The organism is Streptomyces hydrogenans, assembly GCF_014656075.1.
Lineage (GTDB): Bacteria > Actinomycetota > Actinomycetes > Streptomycetales > Streptomycetaceae > Streptomyces > Streptomyces hydrogenans.
The window spans coordinates 1-12,144 of the sequence record NZ_BNBS01000085.1; the positions used below are offsets into that span (position 1 = coordinate 1).

At 72.8% G+C, this 12,144-nt stretch carries 12 protein-coding genes; 7 read left to right on the forward strand and 5 right to left on the reverse strand.

Annotation, left to right across the window (positions count from 1 at the left end; all coding sequences use genetic code 11):
- From IE321_RS28700 to eccE, 4 genes are all read right to left on the reverse strand, one after another.
- On the reverse strand, positions 1–1,120 hold a 1,120-nt coding region (locus IE321_RS28700; protein WP_268257435.1), incomplete at its 3' end, for an SCO5717 family growth-regulating ATPase.
- Between the two features lie 411 nt (positions 1,121–1,531).
- Positions 1,532–1,765 (reverse strand): DUF397 domain-containing protein, encoded by a 234-nt coding sequence (locus IE321_RS28705; protein WP_031014159.1) that lies wholly within the window; start codon positions 1,763–1,765, stop codon positions 1,532–1,534.
- Positions 1,766–1,919: 154 nt separating this feature from the next.
- Positions 1,920–2,639, reverse strand: coding sequence for a hypothetical protein (locus IE321_RS28710; RefSeq protein WP_043230540.1), 720 nt, complete (start codon positions 2,637–2,639; stop codon positions 1,920–1,922).
- Positions 2,636–3,988 carry a type VII secretion protein EccE gene (gene eccE / locus IE321_RS28715; protein ID WP_079022452.1) on the reverse strand — a complete coding sequence of 451 codons (1,353 nt, stop codon included), beginning with the start codon at positions 3,986–3,988 and terminating at the stop codon, positions 2,636–2,638. Before eccE ends, IE321_RS28710 begins: the two co-directional genes overlap by 4 nt.
- 181 nt (positions 3,989–4,169) lie before the next feature.
- On the opposite strand from eccE, the gene eccB reads away from it, so the two are divergent.
- The 7 genes from eccB to IE321_RS28750 all read left to right on the forward strand — a co-directional run bounded on the left by eccB (position 4,170) and on the right by IE321_RS28750 (position 11,512).
- A complete protein-coding gene (gene eccB / locus IE321_RS28720) occupies positions 4,170–5,693 on the forward strand; it encodes a type VII secretion protein EccB (RefSeq protein WP_190225071.1) in 1,524 nt (507 codons plus the stop codon).
- Positions 5,690–6,943, forward strand: coding sequence for a type VII secretion-associated serine protease mycosin (gene mycP / locus IE321_RS28725; protein ID WP_190225072.1), 1,254 nt, complete (start codon positions 5,690–5,692; stop codon positions 6,941–6,943). The genes eccB and mycP overlap by 4 nt, the downstream gene beginning before the upstream one ends.
- A gap of 219 nt (positions 6,944–7,162) precedes the next feature.
- On the forward strand, positions 7,163–7,612 hold the full coding sequence (locus IE321_RS28730) for a DUF2563 family protein (RefSeq protein WP_308076546.1): 450 nt from the start codon (positions 7,163–7,165) through the stop codon (positions 7,610–7,612).
- Positions 7,613–7,618: 6 nt separating this feature from the next.
- Positions 7,619–9,403, forward strand: coding sequence for a hypothetical protein (locus IE321_RS28735; RefSeq protein ID WP_190225073.1), 1,785 nt, complete (start codon positions 7,619–7,621; stop codon positions 9,401–9,403).
- Positions 9,404–9,440: 37 nt separating this feature from the next.
- Positions 9,441–10,709, forward strand: a complete 1,269-nt coding sequence (locus tag IE321_RS28740) for a S8 family serine peptidase (RefSeq protein WP_226651394.1) — start codon at positions 9,441–9,443, stop codon at positions 10,707–10,709.
- An 81-nt stretch (positions 10,710–10,790) separates the two neighbouring features.
- The gene (locus tag IE321_RS28745) at positions 10,791–11,153 is read left to right on the forward strand and encodes a WXG100 family type VII secretion target (protein ID WP_043230526.1); all 363 of its coding nucleotides are present in this window, start codon (positions 10,791–10,793) and stop codon (positions 11,151–11,153) included.
- Positions 11,154–11,215: 62 nt separating this feature from the next.
- Positions 11,216–11,512, forward strand: coding sequence for a WXG100 family type VII secretion target (locus tag IE321_RS28750; RefSeq protein ID WP_043230524.1), 297 nt, complete (start codon positions 11,216–11,218; stop codon positions 11,510–11,512).
- An 86-nt stretch (positions 11,513–11,598) separates the two neighbouring features.
- Here the strand turns inward: IE321_RS28750 and IE321_RS28755 are convergent, their stop codons facing one another.
- Positions 11,599–12,129, reverse strand: a complete 531-nt coding sequence (locus IE321_RS28755) for a hypothetical protein (RefSeq protein ID WP_190225075.1) — start codon at positions 12,127–12,129, stop codon at positions 11,599–11,601.
- Positions 12,130–12,144: the final 15 nt, after the last annotated feature.

Genomic DNA, 12,144 nt, shown 5'->3' on the forward strand with positions numbered 1-12,144 from the left:
GGGCGTGGGCGTGGGCGTGGGCGTCGGGGGAGGCGGGCGGGAACTCCGGCGGCAGCGGCGGCAGCGCGCCGGGCGCGACGCCCTCGGCGGGCAGCGGCGCGGCGGCGGGGACGGCGTCGACGGGAGCGTCCTCGGCCACGGGCGCCACTTCGGCTTCGGATCCGGCTTCGTTCGCGTTCGCGTCGGCGTCCGGGCTGCCCTCGGCCTCGGTCTCGGCCTCGGTCTCGGACTCGTACTCGGTCTGAGTCTCCGTGTCGGCGTGGACGCCGGTGTCGGGGGTGGTCTCCGCTCCTCCGGCCGCAGCCTCGGCCTCCGCCTCGGCATCGAGGCCGGTCCGGTCCTCGGCCTCCGCCGCGGAGTCGGAACCGTAGGGCTCGTCGGCAGGCGCCGGGTCGGAGGCGACCTCGGCCGTCTCCCGCGCCTCGGCGGGCTCTTCGGCGGCGGGGGCCGGGGTGACGTCGGCGCGGGCCAGGCCCGCGGCCTCGGGGGAGCCGGGGAGGGGGCCGGCCGTCGGGTCGGGCGCCGGGGCGGGCACGGGGGCGGGCACCGGCTGCGCCGCCGGGTTGAAGCGCATGGTGGCGCCGCTGTCCACGTCACCGCCGCCGAAGGGCGCGCCGGGCGCGGGCGCCGGAGCGGGGGCGGGGTAGGCGGGAGCGCCGGGGGCCGCGGCCTCGGTGCCGTACCCGCCGTGCGGCGCGGGGGCCTGCTGACCGGGGTACTGGCCCGGGATCTGGTGGGGCACGGGCGCGGGCGCGGGCGCCGGGTAGGCGGGCGGCGCGGGCGGCATGCCGGGAGCGGCGGCCTCGGAGCCGTACGCCCCGTACGGCCCGGGCACGGGGGGCTGCTGACCGGGCACCTGGCCGGGCGCGGGCTGCGGCGGGGTGTGCGTCCAGCCGGGCTGGAAGCCGCCCGGGGGCACCCCGGGCACCGGGACCGGCGCGCCCGTCGGCGGAGGGGGAGTGACACCGCCGTCGCCCGAACCGCCCGGCGCGTTCTGCGTGTACCAGGCCGGCGGGGTGTAGTCGATGGTGAACTCACCCGTCATCTCGGCGGGATCCGCGTCGGACTCGTCGGCGGGCACGTTCCAGCCCCCGCGGATGTCGTCCCGATCGCCGTTCACTTTGCCTCCTGGTGTGGTCGAGCACCCTTGTGCCGTCGTGCGTCGGGGCCACCGTTCGCTGCCGGTCGGACCGGCTCTCCCCTCGGACCCGGCGACCGTTCCGAGGGATACTCCGCCGCGCCCCCACCCACCCTAAACGCCCCCGCCGCCGCGGCGGCAGGCCCGTCCTCTCCCGGAGGCCGTCCCTCCGCCCCCGAGCGGGGCCACGGTGACGCCGGTGCGGCGGAGCGTGAGGAACCGCCCCGGGCGAAACCGCACGAGAGGGGGCAAGGCGCCCTCATTCGTACCGCTCCGCCCGCCCGGGTCCCCGCCCGAACGGGTGATGTGACGAACCGGCGGCCGCGCGCCCGATCCCGGGCACGCGACCGCCGGTTCGTCACCGCCCCGTCGCCGGGGGACGGGACCGTCGGCTCAGCGCAGGTCGAACTCGCCGTCCCGCGCGCCGAGCACGAACGCCGTCCACTCCGCCTCCGTGTAGCGCAGCACGGTGCCGTGGTCCAGCGAGGAACGCATGGCGACGGCGCCGCCCGGCAGGTGCGCGATCTCGACGCGCTCCTCGTCCGGGCTCGTGCCGGGGGCGCCGATCCACTCGACGTCCGAGATGTCGAGGGCGTACAACTCGTCCTTCTCCTGCGCGCTCCCCATGGGAGTTCCTTTCGCTCACGGCCTGTCGGCGGACCATGTGTCCCGTGGCGCGGGGGAGTTGGGCCCGCCCGTGCCACCAGGAGAAATACTAGGGAAACCGGCCCCGCGCGGGGGCGGCTTCGGCCGATCGCACCCGGCGGACCGACGGGTTCCGTCAGTCCATCCGGCGGGCCGTGCCCAGCAGGCCCGACTCCGCGTCCGTCGCGTGGGTGATGACCCAGTGCCGCTCGCCGCCCGCGCACCACAGCGTCACGCCGTCCCCGAGCGTCGGCAGCGCGTCGACCTCGGTCTGCGTCAGGCCCAGGATGCGCCCGGTCTGCTGGGCCTCCTGCGGCGACACCCGCTGGATGCCGACGAGCGTGGCCGCGCGCATCAGCCGCGGGGCGACCGGGCTGAGGTACGGCAGCAGCGTCAGCACGGACTGCCACGGCGAGGAGACGACCCGCCCCCGCGGCGGCCGCATGCCGCAGTCCCGCACCACGACGGCCGGGCTGCCGACGGTCGCGCCCAGCGGCGGGACCCGGCCCACGTCGTGGAGCGTGATGCACTCCAGGCCGGCGCCCGCCGCCTGCGCGAGCCCCACCCACGCGTGCGGACGGCCGGTCTCCACCACGACCCGGGAGCCGGTGGCGGCGGCCCGCAGCGCGAGCACCTGGGCCGTCCACAGACCGCCGATCAGCAGGACGTCGTACGGCGTCGAGCGGTGGAAGCCCACCAGCTGCGAGCGGCCCTCGGAGTCCTCGCCGATCACCACGCCGTCGTCGCCCACCGGGAGCGAGAGCGCGCCCAGCTCGGCCGCCGGGACGGTGTGCCCCGCGTGCCGCGGGCCGATCAGACCGCGCAGCCCCTTCACCGCTCCACCGCGTCCCCTCATCGGGCACCTCCGAGAGGCATCGTCGCCAGCACGCCCGGCAGCTGCTCGCGGTCCAGCCGCGTCAGCCCGACCTTCGCGGTGCGCGCCGCCTGTTCGAGGGTCCGGCGCACCCGGACCAGTTCGTTGTCGGAACCGCCGGTGACCCGGAGGTGGCCGCCGACCTCCATCACGCCCTGCCGCGTGCCGCGCCGGACGGTGAGGCTGAACGTCGTGGCGTAGGCGGGCACCGAGGTCAGCAGCGAGACCAGCCGGGGCAGCGGAGCCGCGCCCCGGCCCAGCTCGGGCCAGCGGCCGACCGCGTACGTGGTGTGCCAGCGGTCGTCGCACCGCCAGACCCGTGAGGTCTCGGCCGTCCGCCGCTGCGGGGCCGCGTCCGCCCGGCCCGCGCGCGCGGCGGCGTGCGGGCTCGTGCAGGCGGCCGTCGCGATCGTCGAGTTGACTTCTTCCTGGTCCAGGACGACCGCCTGGAACCCGGCGCCGGTGATCCGGCTCGCCAGGTGGTCCGCGATCCGGACCAGGCAGCGCTGCGCGCCCTCCAGACCGCCGCCGCGCGCCGCGACCGCCTCCTTGCAGCGCTCGGGGTCCAGCTTCACCGCCACCCACGTCAGCCGCAGCGCGGGCGCGCCGGTCCGCTCCTGGAGCGGGGTGTACGAGAGCCGGGCCACGGACTGCTGGGGCAGGTGCGGCGCCGGGGCCGGCCGGACCTGCTGCACCAGCTGGACCGACTCGACCACGATGTCGTCGACCTCCAGGGCGTCGCCCAGGAGGCTCAGCGGGAAGGCGCGCGCCCCGAAGACCGGCCGCAGCGCCGAACCGCTCGCCTCGACGCGCAGCACGGCGGTCAGGAACGAGCCGTCGCCCAGCATGCCGACGGTGCGGTGGTTCCGGTCGACGTACGGCCGGGCGCCGAAGCCCCGCACGCTCTCCGTGACCGGGGCGAGCGAGGGGTCGGCGTCGGGCCCGGCCGGCGCGGTGTCGCGGCGGCGCGAGCGCAGCGAGAGCGCCGTCCCCATCCAGTCCTGCACGGCCTGGCCGCGGCGCCGTATCACCGCGAGGAGCACGAGGACGCCGGCGGCGACGCACGTGGGGACGAGCCAGAGCCCGCCCATCACGAAGCCGACGGCCACCAGCGCGAGCGCCGCCTCCACCAGCACGAGCTGACGGAGTTGCACCGGCCCGAGCCGGCCGGTGCGGGACAGCGGACGGAGCGTCGTCGTCGCCGGGACGGCCCCCGCGGCCGCCGGGCCGCGGGATGACTCACCGGGCCCGTTGCTGCGTTGCCGTCGGGAAGATTGAGGCGCTCGGCCGCTGGTCCGCCGCCCGTCGCGCGCACGCGTCGCCGTACCCATCGCCGCGTTGCCCCCTCGTGTCCGTAATAGCCGAATTCCCTTGGGCGTTGACCGGGCGATCACCCTACCTGAGCGGTGAGACACGGGTGCCGCCAGGCATAGTAGGGGGCGGCGGGACGGCGGACGGACCCGCCGAGTGTGGCAACCTGGTCGGCCGGCGGGGAGAGGGACGACACATCAGATGGCATCACGACGCGACGAACTGAACGCCTACACCTTCGCGAAGCGGAGATTGGTCGCGCAGTTCGTGCAGCCCAACTCGACGGGCTCCGAGGAAGGCGCGCCGCGCCCGCTGCGCGCGGTGGTGCCCGGCGCGATCGTCGGCGCGGTCGTCCTCGCCGTCTTCGGGGCCTGGGGCATGTTCAAGCCCGTCGCCCCCAAGGACTGGGACAAGCCCGGCCAGAACGTGATTATCGCCGACAAGTCGACCACCCGGTACGTGGTCCTCAAGACAGGCGACAAGCTCCAGCTCCACCCGGTCCTCAACATGTCGTCGGCGAAGCTGCTCCTCGACCCCGACAAGAACAAGATCATCACCGTCGCCGAGTCCGTGCTCGACAGCGGCAAGATCCCGCACGGCGCCACCCTCGGCATCCCGTACGCCCCCGACCGCCTCCCCGACGAGAAGGAGGCCGGCGCCGCCAAGCGCTGGGCCGTCTGCGAACGCCCCGGCGAGGGCGGCCGCGCGATCCAGAAGGCCGCCTTCGTCCTCGCCGCGCGCGAGGAGGCCAAGACCGACGGCGCCGAACGGCTCACCGACGGGGAACTCCTCTACGTCGAGGGCCCGGACCGCACCCGCTTCGTCGTCGACGCCCGGGGGACCGCGTACCCCGTCGAGAAGGACGAACTGCTGCTCCGCCAGCTCGTCGGCCAGGGCCGCGCCGCCCAGCGCGTCTCGGAAGCCTGGCTGAACACCCTGCACAAGGGCGACACCATCTCCTTCCCCGAGCTCCCCGGCAAGCCCGGCACCACCTCGTCCGTCAGCGGCCTGTCTCCCGAGGTCGGCAAGGTCGGCATGGTGCTCTCCGCGACCGACGGCACCCGCAAGCAGATGTACGTCGTGCTCCAGGACCGGGTCGCCCCCGTCTCCGACTTCACCGCCAAGCTGCTCCTCAACAGCCGCCGGCTCGTCGACCTCGGCCAGGCCGGCCAGGCCACCAAGGTCAGCGGCGGCGCCTTCCAGCCGGGCGACGCCTTCGGCAAGGACAAGAAGTGGCCCGAGGCGGTCCCCGTCCCCGTCAACGAGGCGGGCACCGACGAGGGCAGCCGCAACACCGTCTGCAACGTGCTCCGCTCGGTCGACCCCGACAAGGGCACCACCACCCTGAGCACCTGGGCGGGCAAGGACTTCCCCGCCACCCTGCCGACCGGCTCCAGCAGCGCCTACGTCACCCCCGGCTCCGGCCAGCTCTTCCGCCAGTTCAAGGGCTCCACCACCGCCAGCGGCTTCCTCTTCCTCGTCACCGACACCGGCCTGCGCTACGCGATGCAGTCCAACGGCGACACCACCACCGACGACTCCGGCATCGGCTCCTCCGGCTCCGAGGAGGAGAAGCAGGCCCGGCAGGCGGAGGCCCAGCAGGCCCAGAACCGCCTCGGCTACAAGAACATCGAGCCGCTGCCCGTCCCCGCCGAGTGGTCCACCTTCCTGCCCACCGGCCCCCGCCTCTCCACCGGCGGCGCCCGCCAGCCGCAGGGCTCGTGAGCACGCCCCCGCGCCCGCTCGGGCGCCCCCCGCTCGTCCTCGCCGCGACCGCGCTCTGCGCCCTCGGCCTGCCGCTCGCCTCCGCCCCCACCGCGGCGGCGGAGGACGGCGGCCAGTGCACCTACCCCAGCAAGAAGTACGAGGGCCGCCCCTGGTCCCTCCAGCGCGTCCAGCTCGACGAACTCTGGGCGCAGTCCACCGGCAAGGGCGTCCGCGTCGCCGTCATCGACACCGGCGTCGACGTGCGCAACCCCCAGCTGGCCAAGGCCGTCGACGCCAGGAGCGGGATCAACCTGATCCCGAAGGAGGCCAAGGACGCCAACGGCTACAAGCTGAAGCGCGGCAAGGAGAACGGCACCACCGACACCGTCGGCCACGGCACCAAGGTCGCCGGCATCATCGCCGCCCGCCCCGCCAAGGGCACCGGCTTCGTCGGCCTCGCCCCGGACGCCACGATCATCCCGATCCAGCAGAACGACGCCGACGGCAACGGCACCACCACGACCCTCGCGACCGCGATCCGCCACGCCATCGCCAAGAAGGCGGACGTGATCAACATCTCCCAGGACACGGCGAACGCGGTGAAGCCCACCCCGCTCCTGGAACAGGCCGTCAAGGCGGCCCTGGACCAGGACATCGTCGTCGTGGCCTCGGCGGGCAACGACGGCCTCGGCGGCAACGTCAAGGCCACCTACCCCGCCTCCTACGAGGGCGTCCTCGCCGTCGCCGCCTCCGACCGCAACAACGAACGCGCCCAGTTCTCCCAGTCCGGCGACTTCGTCGGCATCGCCGCACCCGGCGTCGACATGGTCTCCACGGTCCCCGGCGGCGGCCACTGCGCCGACAACGGCACCAGCTTCTCCGCCCCCTACGTCGCCGGCCTCGCCGCCCTGATCAAGGCGAAGCACGACACGTGGACCCAGGAGCAGATCGTCGCCCAGATCCAGCAGACCGCCGAACGCTCGGTCGCCGGCCACGACCGCCTCGTCGGCTGGGGCGTCGTCGACCCCGTCCGCGCCCTCACCGAGGACGACAAGCCCCTGGAGAAGCCCGTAGCGAGCGAGGGCGTCACCCGCGCCGAGGCCCCGACCCCGGCCGCCGTCCACCTAGGCGAGACCCCCGAACAGCGCGCCGCCCGCCTGGCCACCTACGTCGTCGTCAGCGGCGGCGTCCTGGTCGCCGCCATCGCCGGCACGGCCATCGCGCTGCGGGACCACCGACGGAGACGCGCGGCCCTGGCGGGCCGGTGATCATTGCAGACGCACACGGCTGATAGCGTCCCGAGAAGAAGAGAACTGTAGAAGTCTCGTGACGAACAAGAGACTTGGGGCTGTCAGTCGCAATCATTAGAGTGGTGAGCGCGCGATCGGTGGATGGCGAGTCGCCACGATCGCAATGCAGGGCAGCAGGAGCAAACGGGGAGGAATGGCTCGTGTTTCACGTGACGGGTGACGGGGGCGGGGGCGACAGTGACGAGTAATCTCGAGCTCGGTGTCGGCGAACTGAAGAAGTTCCGCGACCGGGTCGACGGCGTCATCAAGGACCTGGAGTCCGGCGCAGGCGGTGCGTCGAAGCTGGGCCAGAACCGCGTGACACGCGGATCGCTCGGCACTGGGATCGCCTTCGCCGAGGCGGACGGCTTCTTCACGGAGTACGAGCGGGTCCACAACTCCCTCGTCTCGCTCTCGAGGTCCCTCAGCGGCCAGATCGAACTCCTCCAGATCGGCGTCCACGCTGCCGACGTCGGCTACGCCAATGTGGAGGAGGACCAGCGCCGGCGCTTCCATGACATCCGATCGCGCCTCAGCGAGGAGCGAGCCGAGGCCATCAGGCGCGAGGAAGAGGCGCGGAAGAAGAAGCCCGCCCAGCCCGCGCAGGAGAGCCAGGGCACCCGGAGCGGCAAGAAGAACCTGGGGTGACGACCGATGAGTGACGAGAAGAACCCGAATCCGAGCACACCCCCGCAGCCGGAGCTGACGCCGCAGGAGCAGGCGCAGGCGAAGGACACCGCCGACATCCAGTCGGCGTACGCGACGACGAACGTCCTGGAGAAGCTGGACGAGATCCTTCCCTTCGGCCTCGGCCCCAAGGGCAGCGTCTTCGGCTCGACGTCCTTCGACAACCACCGGCTCAACGACATGCTCGATCTCCTTGAGAGCGCCAACCCCTCCGACCTGGAGCAGGCCGGCGAGGCCCTGGAGAGCGCCACGAAGTCCCTCAACGCGGCGGCCAAGGAGCTGAACACCTTCGTCGGCAGCGTCGAGTGGAAGGGTGAGGCTGCCGTCGAGTTCCAGCGGTACGGCTCCGAGGTCGTCACCTACGCCTGGGACATCGGCAAGGTCGCCAACGCGGTCGGCGCCCAGATGAAGGTCGCCAGCACCGGCCTGACCTCCGTCCGCAACGCGAAGCCGCCGCGCGACACCCGCCTCGTCCAGAAGAAGCCCACGGACTTCACCGAGGTCGAGAAGGCCGAGAAGAACGAGGACTACCAGAAGGCCGTCGCTGCGGAGAAGGACCGCCAGGAGGCCATCAACCAGATGAACCGCCTGGCGTCGTTCTACGCGGTGTCGCAGAGCACGCTGCAGGGCCAGGAGATGCCGAAGCCGCCGGAGGCGTACAAGGCAGGGGTGCCGGAGCCGACCGGAGGGGTCTTCCGGGGTGGGGAGTCCGGGGAATCGGGTTCCACGTCGTCCCGCGACGGCCTGTCGCGAGAGTCGTCCGGGCGCATCAGCACCGTAGAGGACCGCGCCACCCAGACGCAGCCCCGTACCGGCGACCAGCTCGACGGCTCCGACCCCATCCGGCAGCAGCCCTCGGACACGAAGGTCCAGATCGACACGGTCGCCACACCTCCGGCGCCCACGATCACGAACACCGCGCCCACCCCGACCACGCCCACGAACGTGTCCCCGACGAGCCCCACCATGCCCCCGCCGGTCACCCTCGGCACCCCGCCCCGTACCGGAGGCCCCAAGGCCACCAGCACGCCGGGCATGCCGCGTACGGCCACGGGCCGGACGGGCACGGGCCGCGCGACCGGCCCGAGCACCTCACCGGCCATGGGCCGCTCCTCGGGCGGACCGAAGAGCACCCCGGCGATGGGCCGCGCGAGCAACCCCATGACCTCGCCCGCCACGGGCCGCTCGACCGGGCCGACGAACCCGGCCATGGGGCGCGCGGGCAACCCGACGAGCAACCCCGCCACGGGCCGTTCCACCGGACCCATGGGCCGGGCGACCGGTCCGCAGGCCACCGGGCAGTCCGCGACGCAGGCCGGGCGCACCACCCCGCAGACCGGCCGCGCCACGGGTCCGGCGCAGTCCGCCACCGGCCGCTCGGCCCGGTCCAACCCCATCGTCGGCGGCACCCCGCAGCGCACCACGGCCGGGAGCACCGGATCGCGGATCCCGAAGGGCACGGTCGTCGGCAGCGAGGGCCCGGCCGCGGGCCGCGCGACGGGGGCACGCCCCAGCCAGGCCGGAGTGGTAGGCGCCAACAACGCCAAGGGAACCCCGCGCCCCGCCGGCCGCGGCACCCCCAGCTCCAACGGAGTGGTCGGGACGCCCCGCGGCACGGGCGGTCGCGGCACCCAGCGCCCAGGCCGTGAGGAACAGGAGCGGGAAGGTTCTTCGCGCCCCGACTACCTGACGGAAGACGAAGAGACCTGGAACAACCGTCGGCGCGGCGCCGTGCCGCCGGTGATCGACTAACCACGCGGAAGGCTCGGAAGTCAGGATGACGGCAGGAATGATCGAGAGCGGCAGGCTCCGGCGAGCGCTGCTCGGCACCACGGCGACCGTGGTGCTGGCGACGGCACTCGTCGGGGTCGCTCCGACGGCGGTTGCTGCCGATGCGCGGTCGCAGCAGTGGTACCTGGATGCCATGCGCGCCGAGGACATCTGGAAGAAGGCGACTGGCGCGGGCATCACGGTGGCCGTCATCGACACCGGTGTCGATCCGGACACCGCTTCCCTCAAGGGCAAGGTGCTCAAGGGCTGGGACGCTTCTGAGGCCAAGGGCGAAGAGACGGACGACTACCGGGGCCACGGAACGACCATCGCCGAGGTCATCGTCGGCTCAGGCGCACAGGGCGGCCTCAGGGGACTGGCGCCTGACGCCAAGGTGATCCCCTACCGGGTGAGCGACACCGAGCTGCAGAACGAGCAGGCCGTCAACGCCCTGGACATGGCGGAGGCGATCAAGGCCGCGGCCGACAGCGACGCACAGATCATCAACGTCTCCATGTCCAGCGACTACTACAGCGAAGAGGGCAGGGAAGCGGTCCAGTACGCCCACGCCAAGGGCAAGCTGATCTTCGCAGGCTCGGGCAACAACGCCCAGGAAGGCAACAAGAAGCAGTACCCGGCGAGTTATCCCGAAGTCGTCGCCGTCGCGGCGACCACTTCGGACGGCGTAGTGGCCGACTACTCGCAGCACGGTGAAGCGATCGACATCGCCGCACCGGGCAGCCGGATTCCCGGTTACTGCAACGAGAGCCTCACGAAGTACTGCTCGAGCGAAGGCACCAGTTTCTCTGCCGCCATCGCCTCCGCCTCCGCCGCCCTCATCTGGTCCGCGCACCCCGACTGGACCGGCAGTCAGGTTCTTCGCGCCATGTTCGAGTCCGCGGCCCGGAGCGACGACTGGAAGCCGGGTACGGTCAGTACCTACCTCGGCCACGGCATCGTCCGCCCCAATGCCCACATCAGCCGCGGTGAGGGCAAGCCGGGCGACGCGAACATCAGCCCGCTGACCAACGAGCCCACGGGCACCGCCACCGGGGGCGCGAGCTCGTCCCCGGACGCCACCTCCACCGCCCCCTCCGCAACAGCTTCGACACAAGCCCCCGATGGCAAGTCGACGTCCGGCGCACCTGTGGCAGGCTCCACCGAGAGCGCGGCCGCGGACGCGGACGGGGGCAGCAGCACGGGCCTCGTCATCGGCATCGCCGCGGCGGTGGTGGTCGTCCTCGCGGGCGCGGGCTTCGTCCTCGCGCGTCGGCGACGCTCCGCCTGACGCCCACAGACCACCTCACTGCGTCCGCGCGCACCGCGGGGACGCGGCTCAACAGAGAACCCGAGAAAGGGAGAGCGACACATGTCAGTCTTGAAGGTTGGCGATCAGAGTCTCAAGGATTTCCAGGACGAGCTCACCCGCAAGTTCGATGACGTCAAGGGCCAGCTGACGGCCCTCCAGGGCGTCATCGACAGCCTCGAAGGCCGCTGGAAGGGCATCGGCGCCGGCGCCTTCGACGCCAAGCAGACCGAGATCAACCAGGGCATGGTGCGGATCGCCAAGCTGATGCTGAACTTCCAGGAGGCCATCCAGGTCACCCGGACGACGTCCAGCAACACCGACGACGAGGTCGAGGCGGCCCTGCGCGGCGTCGACGTGACCGCGGGCTTCTCCGGCGACGCGGGCGCCGAGAAGGCGGCCCGTTCGGGCATCGCCGGTCTCTGACCTCCGCGTCGGAGCCCTTGCACCACCCCACCTGAACGACACCAACGACACCCGGAGGGACCATGGCCGGCAACGACGGCATCATGCTCGTCACGTACGCCTCGCTCGACGACGCGGCGAACCAGATCGACAAGCAGGCGAAGCGTCTGGACGATGCCCTGGAGGCCATCCAGTCGAAGATCCGCTCGGTCTCCAACACCTGGGAGGGTGAGGCGAAGACCGCCGCCGACGGCGCCCACCTGAAGTGGGACCAGGAGACCCGGGCGATCCACAACGCCCTGCAGGGCATCTCCAAGGCCGTCCGCCAGGCCGCCCCGGCCTACCAGTCGGGCGACAAGCGCGCGGCGGGCTTCTTCTAAACCGCGCGGGCAGTACGGCGAACGAACAGGGTGGGCGTGCACGGGAGGCGCCCACCCTGTCGCGTTCCCGCGGACCTCTGCGGGCCCTACTTCTGGACGCACTCCGACGAGTCGGAGAGGGCCTCCGCGTAGGCGAGGAGCAGCTTCTTCATCTCGGGGGCGGGCGCTTCGCGATCCGAGAGCGCGATCGTCGCGAACAGCTCGGCCTGGCCCTTGCGGTGGGCCACCACGGGCTCGCAGGTGACGCGGCTGACGCCGCCGACGCCGGAGTAGACGTACCGCTTGTCCTCGCTCTCGACGTCGGCCAGGTCCCGGTACGGGTTGTCGTACGCCACCGACCGCGCCGTCTTCCCCGCCTTCATCCATTCCCATCGCGCCGTGAGGGCCGACTTGCCGTCCACCGCGACCTTGCAGGTGAAGTAGCCGTCCCCGTCCTTCCGCTCCTCCTCGATCCGCTCACCGCTCGCGGGAAGCGCCGGAGACAGCAACTCGACGGGGACCGGCGTACCGCACAGCGCGGACGGCACCTGGAAGGCCCGCTTCTCCTCCGCCGGCTGGGAGCACCCGGAGGCGAGGAGGACGAGCGCGAGGGCGGCCACGGCCTTTGTGTACTTCATTCACGTACTTCCTGA